At 41.6% G+C, this 15488-nt stretch carries 13 protein-coding genes; 5 read left to right on the top strand and 8 right to left on the bottom strand.

The genetic code is table 11. From position 1 onward, the window contains the following. Nucleotides 1–216 precede the first annotated feature (216 nt). A complete protein-coding gene (locus G5T77_RS00930; protein WP_159124053.1) occupies nucleotides 217–1149 on the top strand; it encodes a hypothetical protein in 933 nt (310 codons plus the stop codon). Between the two features lie 599 nt (nucleotides 1150–1748). Here the strand turns inward: G5T77_RS00930 and serC are convergent. Then, the gene (serC, locus tag G5T77_RS00925; RefSeq protein WP_166137710.1) at nucleotides 1749–2831 is read right to left on the bottom strand and encodes a 3-phosphoserine/phosphohydroxythreonine transaminase; all 1083 of its coding nucleotides are present in this window, start codon (nucleotides 2829–2831) and stop codon (nucleotides 1749–1751) included. Between the two features lie 436 nt (nucleotides 2832–3267). On the opposite strand from serC, the gene G5T77_RS00920 reads away from it, so the two are divergent. The 4 genes from G5T77_RS00920 to G5T77_RS00905 are packed head-to-tail and all read left to right on the top strand — an operon-like array spanning nucleotide 3268 to nucleotide 8071. Continuing rightward, nucleotides 3268–4749, top strand: a complete 1482-nt coding sequence (locus tag G5T77_RS00920) for a TolC family protein (protein ID WP_166137713.1) — start codon at nucleotides 3268–3270, stop codon at nucleotides 4747–4749. A gap of 11 nt (nucleotides 4750–4760) precedes the next feature. Then, nucleotides 4761–5840 carry a biotin/lipoyl-binding protein gene (locus tag G5T77_RS00915; RefSeq protein ID WP_166137716.1) on the top strand — a complete coding sequence of 360 codons (1080 nt, stop codon included), beginning with the start codon at nucleotides 4761–4763 and terminating at the stop codon, nucleotides 5838–5840. Beyond that, nucleotides 5841–6983: an ABC transporter permease gene (locus tag G5T77_RS00910; RefSeq protein ID WP_166137719.1), complete on the top strand. Its 1143-nt coding sequence runs from the start codon at nucleotides 5841–5843 to the stop codon at nucleotides 6981–6983. After that, nucleotides 6980–8071 (top strand): ABC transporter permease, encoded by a 1092-nt coding sequence (locus G5T77_RS00905; protein WP_166137722.1) that lies wholly within the window; start codon nucleotides 6980–6982, stop codon nucleotides 8069–8071. Before G5T77_RS00910 ends, G5T77_RS00905 begins: the two co-directional genes overlap by 4 nt. 33 nt (nucleotides 8072–8104) lie before the next feature. Here the strand turns inward: G5T77_RS00905 and G5T77_RS00900 are convergent, their stop codons facing one another. From G5T77_RS00900 to G5T77_RS00875, 7 genes are all read right to left on the bottom strand, one after another. Next, nucleotides 8105–8524 carry a DUF3887 domain-containing protein gene (locus G5T77_RS00900; RefSeq protein ID WP_125278447.1) on the bottom strand — a complete coding sequence of 140 codons (420 nt, stop codon included), beginning with the start codon at nucleotides 8522–8524 and terminating at the stop codon, nucleotides 8105–8107. A 69-nt stretch (nucleotides 8525–8593) separates the two neighbouring features. Next, nucleotides 8594–11566 carry a DNA gyrase subunit A gene (gyrA, locus tag G5T77_RS00895; RefSeq protein ID WP_166137725.1) on the bottom strand — a complete coding sequence of 991 codons (2973 nt, stop codon included), beginning with the start codon at nucleotides 11564–11566 and terminating at the stop codon, nucleotides 8594–8596. A gap of 257 nt (nucleotides 11567–11823) precedes the next feature. Beyond that, on the bottom strand, nucleotides 11824–12249 hold the full coding sequence (locus G5T77_RS00890; protein ID WP_240904231.1) for a hypothetical protein: 426 nt from the start codon (nucleotides 12247–12249) through the stop codon (nucleotides 11824–11826). Nucleotides 12250–12252: 3 nt separating this feature from the next. Continuing rightward, on the bottom strand, nucleotides 12253–12489 hold the full coding sequence (locus G5T77_RS17100; RefSeq protein WP_240904232.1) for a hypothetical protein: 237 nt from the start codon (nucleotides 12487–12489) through the stop codon (nucleotides 12253–12255). A gap of 169 nt (nucleotides 12490–12658) precedes the next feature. Then, nucleotides 12659–13591, bottom strand: a complete 933-nt coding sequence (locus tag G5T77_RS00885; protein WP_125278450.1) for an FAD-binding protein — start codon at nucleotides 13589–13591, stop codon at nucleotides 12659–12661. Nucleotides 13592–13609: 18 nt separating this feature from the next. Then, a complete protein-coding gene (locus G5T77_RS00880; RefSeq protein ID WP_159124425.1) occupies nucleotides 13610–14362 on the bottom strand; it encodes an electron transfer flavoprotein subunit beta/FixA family protein in 753 nt (250 codons plus the stop codon). Nucleotides 14363–14875: 513 nt separating this feature from the next. Further along, entirely contained in the window at nucleotides 14876–15481 is a 606-nt protein-coding gene (locus G5T77_RS00875; protein ID WP_166137728.1) for a LysE family translocator, read from the bottom strand. Nucleotides 15482–15488: the final 7 nt, after the last annotated feature.

The raw sequence follows: 15488 nt of genomic DNA, 5'->3' as shown, positions 1-15488 counted from the left end.
AGGATGCAGGTTGATGCCTAAAACTGCTCTTTCTCTGAATATCCTGGTATTTAAATACTCAACTCAACCGTATTAAATGAGTCAGCCACTCACAACTAGAAAAATATTTGACTTCACATGATTTGCATTTTAATTTTTAAATTCATTCGAGTGACTTGAAAAATCGTAATGACCCTCGATTAACTATAAATAAGTCATCCAAGATCAATTGTGCATATGAAAAAACAGAATAGCCCAGAGATCATCACTATTGATGATCAAAATTTCGGTAGTCATGTCGAACATTGGACCTTGCTTACTGAAAACCCAGGCACAGATGTTCCCCAGTGGTTAGGCAAAGCCCTTGACGCACCTGTAATGCCGATGGGCTTGTGTACACAAGAATGCGATATGGATGAAACCACCTGGCTGATTCAGGGACCGAGCAAAGCTGCGGTACAATTAAGCCAAGTGATTGCCGTAGAAAATAACAAGCCACAGGCTGTGAAAACCGCATTTCCGGGTTTTGACAGTCCCTACCAGGTGAAAGCCACGATTGACCGGATTATTTCTTGTAAATCCGACACCCAAGCTGTGTTGCGTCTCAATCTGGGTGCCAACAATATCATCTATGCCTTTGATACGCTGTACAGCGTCAACCGGTCGCATTATGAAAAAGACCAGTCTTATATCGTCAACTTAAATGCTTGGGCTTATGAACTGGAAGTGGTGACTGACCATGAACATTTAGTCGTGGATGATCCTGCCTCTATCAAACATCACCGTGCCCTGAATGCAATTCTTGCGGAAAATAATGGTGTTGCACCGGATAATTTACAGGAACAGATCGATGCTTGGGAGCCGAAATCTGAAGAAGACAAAGAACCGGTAACGGTTGATTTCTCCAAAATGGTCGCTTATCTCTATGGTGAGACCATGGGTCAGGAAGATGAAGCCTGGTTCCAGGGCAATATTGTCGGTAAAACTTCAATGCAATTTATGGATCAGGACTACATGCTCTATGATGTTACCCTGATTCATGATGAAGGCCAGCCGGCTACCTTGATCCGTGTAGCCACCCGCAATGACAAGCATAAAGATTTCCAGATTGGTCAATATATTCGGGGCAATCTGTGGATTCAGGCCAATATCTATCGAAAAGCAGCTTAAGCTGAATATCCAGATCGGAGGCTCATATTTTTATATGAGTCTCCTGTTTTTTATTTATTTTAGTGCGATATTCTCTCAATTCTGATTATTTTTTATCCACAATTGAAATCAGAATTAATGGATTTTGAATTTATTAAAAATAGATTTATCCACAGATTTAAATTCAAATAAATTCATTTTCAATGTTATCTTAAACTGAATAATCATATTAAAAACATTATAAAAATAATGACTTAATATAATAGTTCTATTTTTATGAATATATTGAGGCCAGTTATTTAAATAAAATTAATACTTTATGAAGTTTAGTTAAGAATGTACTTTATTTAATCAATTTTTTATGGTAAAAATACGATCAACAAATAATCATTTACGATAAATAGATCGGATAATAAATATCTATGAAAATCGTTCAAGAAGAAAATTTACAGCAGGTTGAGCATCATCTTGGCTCGCGTTATCAGCTTGATATGATGTCATGCCTATTTTTCGTATTGGGTATGCTCATTTGCGGCTATATCTTACATAACTTTGTTTTTTAACCCGAATTAAATGATAAAAAAACCCGGCCAATTGCCGGGTTTTTTAATTCTCAGGAATTAAGCATTGCGTTTAGCAAAGTCATCCATGAAGTTTACCAATGCCTGTACACCTTCTAACGGTACGGCATTGTAAATGCTGGCACGCATACCGCCTACTGAACGGTGGCCGGCAAGGTTAAGCAAATGGTTTTCTTTTGCTTCTTGCAGGAACTGTTTTTCAAGTTCAGGATTTGCCAAGGTAAATGGAACGTTCATGATTGAACGGTTTTCTTTGGCAATCGGATTTGCATAGAAGTCGCTAGAATCGATATAGCCATAAAGCAATTCAGCTTTTTGCAGGTTCACTTTATGAATCGCGTCTACACCGCCCTGTTCCAGTAACCATTCAAATACCAGACCAGATAGATACCATGCATAAGTTGATGGTGTGTTGACCATCGAACCGTTTTTCGCTTGATCTGCATATTTCAGGATGCTTGGAATTTCAGGTTTTGCCTGATCAAGCAGATCTTCACGGATAATAACCAGTGTTAAACCTGCAGGGCCAATATTCTTTTGCGCACCGGCATAGATCAGACCGAATTTAGAAACATCAATCGGTGCAGACAGAATGCTTGAAGAGAAATCACATACGAGTGGCTTATCAGTTTCTGGCACATGGGCAAATTGCAGACCGCCAATAGTTTCGTTATCTGCATAATGCACATAAGCGGCATCATCAGAAAGATTCCATGTGCTTTGATCAGCAATCGCTAATTTACCATCTTCAGTTTTAATGCCTGCTTCAACCACATTGATATCGCCATAGCGTTTAGCTTCTTTCAATGCTTTTTCAGACCAGATACCGGTACGGATATAGTCAGCTTTGTTGTTTTTACCCAGCAAGTTCAATGGAATTGCCGAGAATTGCAAAGATGCACCACCCTGCAAGAACAGTACTTTATAGTTCTCAGGAATATTCATGAGTTTGCGAAGGTCTGCTTCTGCCTTTTCCGCAACTGCAACATAGTCTGCACTACGGTGGCTCATTTCCATGATCGAAAGACCTTTGCCCTGCCAGTCAAGCATTTCAGCTTGAGCCTTTTCAAGTACGGCAGTAGGTAATGCAGCAGGACCAGCACAGAAGTTGTACGCGCGCATGATTTTTCCTTTCAGAGTGAAACACAATAAAATGATGGCATTTAACCATATCTGGACGCCGCTTGCACAAAATTATTTCTATCCAAGAATGAAGATAGAGTCAAAAAACCAATCTAGATTCGAGGGATAATTTGAATATCTTTGATTTTTTTGTTCTAACTCGGTGATTTCATTTATGAGAAATTGTACAGCTAAAAATATTCAATCTCATCCAATACTTAGAAGATGTTGAATCGGCCGCTAATATAAAATAATTGAAAAATGAATTTAAACTCGGCTCAAGTTTTAGAGTGACATAGAACTATCAGCTTGAAACTTGAGAAGTGAATTGTTTCAAATTACAACAATACTACAACTTAACCCATTCCTGCACTGCAAGCACTTGATTTATAATGCAGCTTAGACTGAATTAATGTGACTTTTACATTACCACTTTATGAATATGAAGAAAAATAAACAATGTGTCTGCTGGGGTCTGACTGTACTTGCATCTATGATGTATGGCAGTTTTGCTTATGCACAAAGCATCAGCTTTAAGGATGCAGAACAACAATTGTTGCAACGTTCCTATAGTAGCCAGGCTTTTCAAAGTCTGGAGCAAGCGTCAAAACTTGAAGCAGAAGCTGTCAAAGGTATTGGCCTACCTCGTGTTGACCTGAATGTTCGTGCCTATGCCTTTCATAGTGAAGTCGATATTCCATTAAAGCAGTTTAAAAATAATCTGGAAAATTCACTCTCTCAAGGCGTGAATGGCCGGCTTAATGAGTGGGAAGCCAGTAATGGTGTGGATCTACCTGCAGGTATTACTGATCCACTGCGTGAAGGACTTAACAATACTATTCATAGCGGAGTTGGTCTGATTCCGGATACGTCTAATGTAGTCCTTGAAGATCAGGTGATTCGTCCCACTGTTTCCGTGATGATGCCACTATATACCGGAGGCCTCACCCGTAGCGCCAAAGAAATTGCCAATATTCAGTCAGGACGTAGCGAACTTAGCAATCAGCAGCAACAGGACACGCAGCGTTTTGAACTGATTCAGTCTTACTTTAATGTTCAACTACAAAAACAGTTACTGGATGCAGCACTCTTTAATTCAAATGCCATGCAACAACATTATCGTAATGCTCTGAAGCTGGAACAGCAGGGTTTTATCAGTAAAGGTCAACGCATGCAGTTCGAAGTGGCACGCAACAATGCTGAACGCGCACAACAAAATGCCCAAGCCAATCTGAATGCTGCCCTATTTCAGCTAAATAATCTGTTGCTGGATAGCAATATCACCGAGCTAAGCACACCTTTATTTGTGAATCGTGCTGAACCCCAAAATGTGAATATTCTGCTCAGCAGTTTTAGTCAGAACTCTCCCCTGATCAAAAAAATGCAGATGGATACCGAGCTGGCCAAAGCCAATGTCAAAGCCCAGCAGGCCGCTAAAAAGCCAAATGTTTTTGCGTTTGGTGAATATAGCCTGGATCAACATCAAAACTGGATTGTGGGTGTAGCTGCACGCTATAACCTGTTCTCAGGCATTGATAAAAATAAAAATATTCAGGCTGCTGAGCTGAAACGCTATGCTGCTGAACTCATGACGGCGCGTACCCAACAGGAGATTGAAAACCTGATTTATAAATCATTTAGTGAAGCAGTCAGCGCCCAGCAAAGTGATGCTCTACTTCAGCAGAATCTGAAAGCAGCTCAGGAAAATCTGCGTATTCAGGAGTTATCCTTTAAGGAAGATGTCGGGACAGCCACTCAGGTCATCGATGCCCAAAACATGCTCAGCAGTTTAAAAGCAGAAATGGCATTAAATGCTTTTAAATATGTGATGTCTCTTGCGACCTTATTACAGAGCCATGGCTCAATTGTTGAATTTCCAAATTACATGCAACATGCCAATACCCACTATATTCGTTAATGGAGCCAGACATGACAGATGAGCAAAAGCCAGAACATCCTGTTGATGAACCGGCTTCAGAAATCAATTACAGTGAATCAGAGCCAGATAATCCTGAAAGCACAGAAAAAAAATCGCGCAAAAAATATCTGCTTTTAGCTTTAATTCCAGTGATTCTTGCTTTGATTGGGTTTGGCCTATGGAAAACCTATCAACCCAAAGAAATCGAGCTACAAGGCCGGGTTGAGGCAGAAACCGTTCAAGTGGCCACCAAAGTTCCAAGCCGGATTGAAAAGATTTATGTACAGGAAGGCGATAACGTCAAGAAAGGCCAGGCGCTGGTAAAATTACATAGTCCTGAAATTGAGGCGAAAAAGCAGCAGGCTTTAGCCACTTTACAGTCTGCATTAGCACTTCAGTCCACCGCAGAACGTGGTTCTCAGGAAGAAAATATCGCTTCTCTGTATGCCAACTGGCAGTCACTAAAAGCACAGGAGCAACTCGCTAAAACTTCCTATCAACGTGGAGCCAATCTATTTAAGGAAGGCGTCATTTCCCGCCAGCGCCGAGATGAACTGTTTGCAGCTTCACAATCTGCATCCCAAATGACCGAAGCTGCTTATCAGCAATATGCCCGGGCTAAACGCGGCAGTACACCAGAACAGAAAAGTTCAGCAGATGCTCAGGTCGATATAGCCCGTGCAGCAGTCGCCGAAGCCAATGCACTAGAAGCAGAAACTGAATTATTGGCACCGATTGATGGTACCGTCTCCAAAACCTATGGCAATGCCACTGAGCTGGTGGCAACCGCAGTGCCAGTGGTCAGCCTGATCTCGGCAGAACGCTGGATTAGCCTGAATATTCGTGAAGACCAATATGCCGCTTTAGGTAAACAGCAACAGCTTGAAGGGTTTATTCCGGCACTGAATCAATCAGCTACTTTTAAAGTAAAAAATATTAGTGCTGAAGGTGAATTTGCCACCATTAAAACCACGCGCCAAACCGGTGGTTATGATGTCCGCAGTTTTAAAGTTCATCTTGTGCCAGTCACTGAAATGCCTGAGTTAAAAGTCGGCATGAGCGTGCTGTTTAAATTGAAAGAGCCAAAATAAATGGCTTCTGGATTCTGGGCGGGTATTCAGCGTGAAATACGCTATTTATGCAGAGAGAAATGTGATCTGACTCTGGTTCTGCTCGCCCCAGCCTGTATTCTGATTTTACTTGGCAGCATGTTTGCCAAAGGCAAACCGGATCATCTACCAATCGCCATTATTGATCAGGATCAAAGTAGCCTGAGCAGCAAGATTTATGATCATTTATCTTTGAATCATACCCTACAAGTGCATACCGTTTCCGATCAAACGGTCGAAATCGAGAAGCTATTAAACGAAAATAAAATCTGGGGCTATATTCATATTCCTGCCGGAGCCGAGCAACGACTGGTCAAAGCTCAGGATGCTGAAATTAGTATTGCTTTTAATCAGAGTTATTTTAGTATCGGGAATACCATTTCTTCGGCTATGCTACTTAGCACCTTGCAGGCTCTGGCTGAATTTACTGGCAAGCAGTATCTAGGTAACACGCTCCCCTATCTGGAAGCACCTACACCAAATATTAAAATTTCCCCACTGTATAATCCGCAGCTGAATTATGAATTTTATCTGGAACCTTACATGGTGCCGGCAATTTTGCACTTGCTGTTATGTTGCTGTGTGGCTTTTGCTGTGGGTCAGGAAATTAAACGACATACTGTTAGTCATTGGATTGCCCAACAAAACTTGTGGTCGGCACTGCTGTCTAAAAATCTGGTTTATGTAGCAATATTTTGTTGCTGGACCTGGGCTTGGATGTTTTGGCTGGTCGAAATTCGCGGCTGGTTTATTGCCGGGTCATTATGGCCAATTCTTCTGGCGCAAATACTGTTCTATAGTGCCTATGCCTTTATCAGTAGTGCGGTGGTTCTGGCCACTCAAGACCTGACCAAATCTTTTGGTCTACTAGCAGTTTATGGTGGTTCATCGCTCAGTTTTGCTGGGGTGACTTTGCCCCTTAATAATGCCCCACTATTCACCCAGTTCTGGGCCAATATTATTCCCTATACACCCTATGCCAAATTACAGACGGAGCAATGGGTGATTGGCAGTCCGCTCTCTCTTTCACTGCAACCGATGTTCGTGCTCGTCATTTATGTCGTGCTTTATGCTGTGCTGGCCTATGTCTTTCTCAAAAAAACAGCCAAAGGAGTGTCACCATGAAATCACTCTGGAAAGCTTATTGCCAAACTTTTAAAGACATTATTAGCAATACCAGTATTTTTACCACCCTAATTTTATCGGTTGTGTTTTACAGCTTTTTTTATCCAACGGCGTATAAAGCTGAACAGGCAGAAGCCTTGCCGATTATTATTGTCGACGAAGAGCAAAGTGCTTTAACCAATACCATTATCAGTCATGTCAGCCAAAGCCCCAATGTACAAATCAAGGCGGTGACTGGAAATTTTGCTGAAGCCAAATACTGGGTGGAAACTCAAAAAGCTGACGGGATTTTATTATTACCAGATAATCTTTCTCAATCTATCCGGCATGGTGAAAATGGCGGGATTGGGCTGTACTTAAGTGCTGCTAACTTTTTAATTACCAAACAGATTGGTTTAGGCTTGGTCTCTTCAGTAGAAAATACCTTAAGTGAATATGCTGAACGCTTTAGCGAGATTTCACACTTCTCTCCTGCCCTATCCATTCACCAGATTCCATTATTTAATACGCTTTCTGGCTATGGCAGCTATGTGTTTCCGGCTGTTGCGCCATTGATTATTCATCAGACTATTTTTCTAGGCCTGAGTATGTTAATTGCGTTGTATCGAGAAAGTAGACAGGTGATTAATCTGACCACCTTAAGTGGTATCAGTTTGGCGATTCTGACCATTGGCTGTCTGGGCTGTTATTACCTGTTTGGTTTTACTTTCTGGTATTTTGATTATCCCCGTGGTGGAAATTTCTGGGGCATGCTGCTGGCTGTACCCATCTTTGTATTCTGCATGATTGGTATTACCACACTATTCGCCAGTTTTCTGGACATGCCAGAACGCGCCGGTCATATCATTGTTTTTACTTCGATTCCGCTCTTTATGCTTTCAGGAGTCGCCTGGCCGCATGCTGCCATGCCAGTCTGGGTCCAACTTATTGGGCAAGCTTTACCTTCGACCCAAATCGTGCAGATGTTTATTCAGCTCAATCAGATGGGCGTGCCCACTTATATGATTCTAGGAAAGCTTGCTTATCTATTGGTGATCGGCATCATCTGTATGAGCTTAGGCTATTATCGGCTACGCCCACGTTCTTAGATATGGATTTATTCAGTCTATTCACATTGAAAATTATTCACCAAATACCTGAATATTAAAGTTGCGGATTTTAGTACTGCCATTCGGCTGGTCAAAACTCACATCATACTGAACCAGATTTTTTGGATAGACAATTTCATAGCTGACCTTGTATTCACTCGGTTTACCGTTATTTTCCTCGAAGTTCTTTCTCATGATAGTCTTGGACTTATATTCACCTTGCGGAATTGAACGTGAAAAACGCTTCATGATTTTTTCATTGTTTTGAAACTCTGCCTGCAACTTCGGTTCAAGCTGAGCTAAAAACTCGTCATATTTTCCATCACGCAGGTCTTCATAAGCTACTTGCGCTGCCTTTTCCTGCTCAGGGCTTGGATCGGGCATACTGTCCATTGCATTATTACAGCCGCTGAGTGCAATAGCTGCGGTCAAAAGCATCAATCTGGTTTTCATTATTTATCTCTCATTTAGCCGATGTGTAAAAAAGGACGCCGAAGCGCCCTTTTTCATCAGTAGCAGAACTTATTCCTCTACTGTATTGTCATCATCTTTTTCAGCTTCTTGTGTATCAGTTACATCATCAGCTGCAGATTCAGTATTTTCAATATCTTCCAATATTTCCAACTCATCTTCAACTGCTTCAATCGCTTCTACACCCACCAGTTTTTCATCTTCAGCCAGACGGATCAGACGAACACCTTGTGCATTACGACCAGTCTGTGCCACTTCAGAAGCACGGGTACGTACCAATGTACCGCCATCAGAAATCAGCATCAGTTCTTTAGATGCGTCAATCGCAACTGCACCGACCAGCTCACCGTTACGTTCTGAGGTCTTGATTGCAATCACACCCTTACCGCCACGTTTCTTGGTTGGGAAGTCATCTACCGGGGTACGTTTACCATAACCATTTGCAGAAGCACACAGCACTTCACCGGTTTCAGGTACAACCACTAGAGATACGATACGACTAATGAAGTTAGCTTCAGTTGTATCTTCATCATCAGATTCAACATCTGCATCTTCTGCATCTTCAACCTGAGAAGCACCGATGGTCACGCGCATACCGCGCACACCTTTGGCTGAACGACCCATTGAACGTACGTCAGTCTCTGCGAAACGAATTGCTTTACCTTCGTTCGAGAACAACATAATTTGCTGTTCACCGTCAGTAATCGCAACACCAATTAAGGTGTCATCGCCATTCAGTTCAATCGCACGTAAACCGTTTGAACGAACATTTGAGAACTGTTCCAGTTCTACACGTTTAATCGTACCGTACTCAGTCGCCATAAACACATAGAAGTTCTTACGAACAGCTTCGGCTTGCTGTGCAAAGTCATTGATGATGTCAGCATCAAGATCAGTGGTTGAAAGTGCTAAACCAAGCTCTTTCAATTGAACACGCAGTGCATCAGAAATATCATCTGCACCATCTTCAGATTCAGCAAGAGCTGCTTCTAGTGCCGCAAAGTGACTATTGATCACTTCATTGGTTTGCAGCTGGGCAGCATTGGTCTTCACAAATGCCTTGAAGTCAGCCAGACGTTCTTTGAATTTCTTCGGTGCATCAATCACTGGCAAGATAGCAGTAATGGTTTCGTTGTCATCCAGCGGCAACAAGTTCACCATTGGGCGACCTTTGGCACCACGCGAAGCTTGTGGCACCTCATAAACTTTCAGGCGATAAACCTTACCGACATTGGTGAAGCAAAGTACCGTAGCATGGTTCGATGTTACAACCATGTGCTGGATGTAATCGTCTTCTTTCATGCTGGTTGCAGACTTACCACGACCGCCACGACGCTGAGCAGCATAGTCAGATAATGGTTGAGTTTTCGCATAGCCTGTTTTTGAAACGGTCAGAACCATTTGCTCTTCAGGAATCAGATCTTCACGAGAGAAGTCGATACGAGATTCAACAATATCTGTTTTACGCGCATCGCCATATTGCTGAAGAATCAATGCCAGCTCTTCTTTAATGACGTTCATCAATAAGTTGAAGTCATTTAAGATGGCTGTGTATTCAGCAATTTGACCTAAGATTTCAGAATATTCAGCTTGAAGTTTATCCTGCTCAAGACCGGTCAAACGGTGCAAACGCAGTTCCATAATCGCGTTGACTTGAGTCGGAGATAAGCGATACACCTCACCATCAATACCAAATGGGCGCTCTGGATCTTCGCCTTCAATTTCGTTAGGACGTACAGAAACAGCACCCGCTTTTTCAAGCAATGCTGCCACACCGCCTGCTGCCCACTCACCTGCTTGTAAACGTTCACGCGCTTCAGCCGGGTTGGCAGAAGTTTTGATGGTTTCGATGATGGCATCAATATTTGCCAGAGCAACGGTTAAACCTTCTAAAATATGACCACGTTCACGTGCTTTGCGCAGTTCGTACATGGTACGACGTGTCACGACTTCCTGACGGTGACGAATGAACGCCGCAATGATGTCTTTCAGGTTCATCAATTTCGGCTGACCATTGTCCAGACACACCATATTGATGCTGAAAGAATTTTCTAACTGTGTATTCTGGAACAGGTTATTGACGATAACTTCAGCATTTTCACCACGCTTCAGGTCAATCGCAATACGCATCCCTTCTTTGTCAGATTCATCACGAAGTTCAGAAATGCCTTCAAGTTTTTTCTCTTTGACCAGCTCGGCGATACGTTCAATCGTTTTCGCTTTGTTGACCTGATAAGGAATTTCTGTGAAGACAATCGTAGTACGGCCAGATTTGGCATCTTCTTCAAAGTGATATTTACCACGAATATGCAAACGGCCTTTACCGGTACGATAGGCATCCACGATACCTGATTTACCGTAAATAATGCCACCTGTCGGGAAATCTGGACCGGAAATATATTCCATCAGACCTTCGATGCTGATATTTGGATTATCTGCATAAGCCAGACACGCATTCACCACTTCAGTCATGTTGTGTGGCGCCATATTGGTCGCCATACCGACTGCAATACCAGCCGCACCATTCACCAACAGGTTCGGAATACGAGTTGGCATGACTTGCGGAATACGCTCAGAACCGTCGTAGTTATCTTCCCAGTCAACTGTATCTTTTTCCAGATCAGCCAGTAATTCATGGGTCAGCTTACGCATACGAACTTCGGTATAACGCATTGCCGCAGCGCTATCGCCATCGATCGAACCAAAGTTCCCTTGACCATCAACCAGTTGGTAGCGCAGACTAAAGTCCTGGGCCATACGGACAATGGTTTCATAAACAGCAAAATCACCATGTGGGTGATATTTACCGATGACATCACCTACAACACGGGCAGACTTCTTGTAAGCTTTGTTGTAGTCATTGCCCAATTCGTGCATTGCGAATAGCACACGACGATGAACAGGTTTTAGACCATCTCGTACATCCGGCAAGGCACGTGAAACAATCACGCTCATTGCATAGTCTAAATACGAGTGCTTGAGTTCATCCTCAATGGCAATCGGTCTAATTTCCGATACGCTCATGCATACTCCTTATTCTACAAGCCAGATTTGGCTTGCATTTATATGTCGTAAATCCAGCTATAAATCGGCTCAAAAAAAAGCTGAACCAATATTAAAATTTAGTCGTACAGTATAGCATAATCTAGGCTAAATTTACCTGTTTCAGCCCCAACTATCCACAGGATTTTTAGTAGAAATTTTAATCACTTCACAATATTTTGATATTAAAAAACCTCTGCTTGCAGAGGTTCATTTTTTTCTTTAAAAAAGCAAGTCACTTAAATATGAAGTTTAGAATCTATATCGGACAAATCATCTTCAGCTATGACCTGACTAGTTGATTTTATCACAGCACAATCTTGCTTCATTAATGGATAAGCGACCAGGAATAAGCCGATAATAAGCGGAAATTCGTATAGTTCTTCCATCAAATCTTTATAGATAAAATCTGTAAAAATAAAATGAATAAAAAACCGATTATGTTCAATGCCATCAGACATCAGCAAGCCAATGAAAGCTAATATGAGTGCCCAAATTGGAAGTGATACATGCTTAAACTTATAAGCAATTTCTTGACGCAAAGGTGCTAAAAACAGCATAAACACCACGGGTGCAATCACAAGAACCGAAATACCACGGAAATAGATTTTTGGCACTTCCGGGAAATAGTCACGTCCCCAGCTGGTACTTCTACCAAACAGCATAATCTACCATGCAACTGACCAGAGCCAAAATTGTTTTTGACCTTTACTTAATTCAAATGGACGAATATAGAAAAAACTAAATACGGCAAAACCAAACAACATTAATGCTTGAATTGACTCAACTGCTGTAACCGTCATACCGCCTAACAAAGGAAGGTGCAAACTCGGGAGAAAAGGGAAAATCAAACAGCAGATCATCATTACCAAAATACTGACTGGTAACTGAAAATCAAATTTCACGGACACTCCGCCAAATGGCAAGCTTAATAAAAGTTTAATATTAACACAAAATATACAATAACCAAAATTTCGAGTCAGAAATGGACGACTTGTTAGTTAGATTAATTATTTAGATTAAAAAAAAGAAAAACGCTCCTAAAGGAGCGTTTTTTTGAAACTGATTCAGAAATTAGATTTTAGAAACCAATTCAGGAATTACAGTGTTCAGGTCACCTACTAACCAGTAGTCTGCTACTGCATTAATTGGAGCTTCTTCATCTTTGTTGATCGCAACGATCACTTTAGATTCTTTCATACCTGCCAAGTGCTGGATCGCACCAGAGATACCTACAGCGATGTACAGGTCAGGTGCAACGATCTTACCAGTTTGACCAACCTGCATATCGTTAGGAACGAAACCAGCATCAACTGCAGCACGTGAAGCACCTTGAGCAGCGCCAAGTTTGTCAGCTAGTGGATCAAGGATTTTGTGGTAGTTCTCACCAGAACCTACACCACGACCACCAGAAACGACGATACGAGCAGCTGTCAATTCAGGACGTTCAGATTTAACGATTTCTTCATTAATGAACTTAGAAATACCAGCATCACCAGTAGAAGCAGCAGCTTCAACCGCAGCAGAACCACCTTCAGCAGCAACCGCATCAAATGCAGTACCACGAACAGTTGCAACGATTACTGATTCAGAAGACTCAACAGTTGCAATCGCGTTACCTGCATAGATCGGACGCTTGAATGTATTTGCAGAATCAACAGCGATGATGTCTGTGATCATGCTGACATCAAGAAGTGCAGCAGCGCGTGGCAGAATGTTTTTGCCAGTTGTAGTAGAAGCAGCAAGAATATGGCTATAGCCTTTACCTAATTCTGCAACCAGTTTTGCTACATTTTCAGCCAATTGGTTTGCATAAGCAGCGTCGTCAGCAAGTAAAACTTTGCTTACGCCCGCAACTTTAGCTGCCTGATCAGCAACTGCTTGAGCGCCAGAACCAGCAACCAATACAGTGATATCACCACCGATTTTTTGCGCCGCAGCAACAACGTTTAAAGTAGCAGCGTTAAGTGCTTTGTTGTCGTGCTCAGCGATTACTAAAATACTCATGATTTTTATCCTTCTGTATTAGATCACTTTCGCTTCGTTTTTCAATTTTTCTACAAGCTCGTCTACAGACTTCACTTGTACGCCAGCTTTACGCTCTGCAGGAGATTCAACTTTTACTGTTTTCAGTTTAGTTGTAGTAGTTACACCGAAATCTGCAGGTGACTTGGTATCAAGCGGTTTTTTACGCGCTTTCATGATGTTTGGAAGAGCTGCATAACGTGGCTCGTTCAAACGTAAGTCAGTAGTTACGATCGCTGGAAGTGATAATTCAACAGTTTGTAGACCACCGTCGATTTCACGAGTCACTTGTACTTTGTCGCCTTCAACTTTAACTTCTGAAGCGAATGTACCTTGACCTGCACCTAGAAGTGCACCAAGCATCTGACCAACCTGGTTAGAGTCGTCATCAATTGCTTGTTTACCAAGAAGGATCAATTGTGGTTGTTCAGCTTCAACAACACCTTTTAAAATTTTAGCAACTTCTAGCGCACCTAGCTGGCTGTCATCAGCTTCAACCAGAATACCGCGGTCAGCACCAAGCGCCATTGCAGAACGGATTTGTTCTTGCGCTTCTTTAGGACCAATAGAAACAACAACGATTTCTGAAACAGTTCCTTTTTCTTTTAAACGAACCGCTTCTTCCACCGCGATTTCACAGAATGGGTTAATTGACATTTTAACGTTTGTTAAGTCAACACCACTGTTGTCCGGCTTAACGCGAACCTTAACGTTGGCATCAACCACACGTTTTACAGCAACAAGAGCCTTCATGTAATCCTCGGCTGTTTTAGCAAATGTAAATGTTGAGAAAAGTTATAATAACTCTTCACTTAAATTTTTTTAGGTGCCCTATCTTGCAATGTGCACGGCATTTCGGTCAAGTCACAATTCAGCAAAGAGCTGTAAAAATGCGTAATTTTCCTTGAACGATGCGTTCACAATTAATCCGTATCGATTTATTACAATGAATTTTATCAATATTTAATAAAATTTAACCTTTGATTTTTATTATGTTTTTATTTGATGAAACACATCAGAACTTTTGATTTTTGCTTATTAAATGCACAAATCCGTCCTGAGATTTGTGGAAAATGACTTATATTTAAAAATGACCGCTTTGGTCAGTTTGGACATAATAGAGAATTGTTCATCATTTATTCTGCATATCTGCTCAATTTACTCCGCTTTATTTTGTTGGCAGGTCTAAAAATCGGGTTGTCATCAATCTATAAATATAAAAAAAGCATACCGGGAGCAGTATGCTTTTTTAAAATACGACATTGCTTAATTAATAATTAACCAGCTTGCAGCAAGGGCAAGTAAACCACCTGAGGTGCCATCAACCCATTTCTGTTTACGCTCATCAATTTGTGTATTGCGGGTAATTCTGCTGAACAGAATGCTGAGAGCACAATAAACAATGAAAATCATACCGATAAAAATAAAAGAGAGAATTAAGCCTTGGCTCACCGTATTTCCGCTTTTATCGATAAACTGCGGCAAGATCGCAAAATAGATCAGCATGCCTTTAGGATTGAGTAAGGCCGTAAAGAAGCCTTTTTTCACTGGATTAGCACTGGTCTTTTTCTCAATTTTCATTGAATTTTTGCTAAATACTGATTTCAACAGGCTACAAGCCAGATAGAGCAAATAAGCAATACCCAACCAGCGAATCGCCTCAAACAATACCGGAAAAGACACGATAATGGCTGCGATTCCTAATGCTACCAAAATGGAATGTACCAGATAGCCTGTACAGATCCCGATGGTTGCCATCATGCCTGCTTTTGCATCTTTACCCATCACTTGAGACAGGATAAACAGCATATCTGGTCCAGGTGTAAAAATCAGGGGGAGCACGGTCAGTGCAAAAAGTGCAAATACAGACATTTCCTTT

This window comes from Acinetobacter sp. GFQ9D191M (assembly GCF_011174875.1).
Classification (GTDB): Bacteria; Pseudomonadota; Gammaproteobacteria; order Pseudomonadales; family Moraxellaceae; genus Acinetobacter.
Note: the sequence above shows the minus strand (reverse complement) of the source record. Positions and strands in the feature narration are given on the sequence as shown.

Coding starts and splice junctions, on each gene's coding strand:
- G5T77_RS00930 (WP_159124053.1), top strand. CDS start 217: ATGAAAAAACAGAATAGCCCAGAGATCATCACTATTGATGATCAAAAT.
- serC (WP_166137710.1), bottom strand. CDS start 2,831: ATGCGCGCGTACAACTTCTGTGCTGGTCCTGCTGCATTACCTACTGCC.
- G5T77_RS00920 (WP_166137713.1), top strand. CDS start 3,268: ATGAATATGAAGAAAAATAAACAATGTGTCTGCTGGGGTCTGACTGTA.
- G5T77_RS00915 (WP_166137716.1), top strand. CDS start 4,761: ATGACAGATGAGCAAAAGCCAGAACATCCTGTTGATGAACCGGCTTCA.
- G5T77_RS00910 (WP_166137719.1), top strand. CDS start 5,841: ATGGCTTCTGGATTCTGGGCGGGTATTCAGCGTGAAATACGCTATTTA.
- G5T77_RS00905 (WP_166137722.1), top strand. CDS start 6,980: ATGAAATCACTCTGGAAAGCTTATTGCCAAACTTTTAAAGACATTATT.
- G5T77_RS00900 (WP_125278447.1), bottom strand. CDS start 8,524: ATGAAAACCAGATTGATGCTTTTGACCGCAGCTATTGCACTCAGCGGC.
- gyrA (WP_166137725.1), bottom strand. CDS start 11,566: ATGAGCGTATCGGAAATTAGACCGATTGCCATTGAGGATGAACTCAAG.
- G5T77_RS00890 (WP_240904231.1), bottom strand. CDS start 12,249: ATGCTGTTTGGTAGAAGTACCAGCTGGGGACGTGACTATTTCCCGGAA.
- G5T77_RS00885 (WP_125278450.1), bottom strand. CDS start 13,591: ATGAGTATTTTAGTAATCGCTGAGCACGACAACAAAGCACTTAACGCT.
- G5T77_RS00880 (WP_159124425.1), bottom strand. CDS start 14,362: ATGAAGGCTCTTGTTGCTGTAAAACGTGTGGTTGATGCCAACGTTAAG.
- G5T77_RS00875 (WP_166137728.1), bottom strand. CDS start 15,481: ATGTCTGTATTTGCACTTTTTGCACTGACCGTGCTCCCCCTGATTTTT.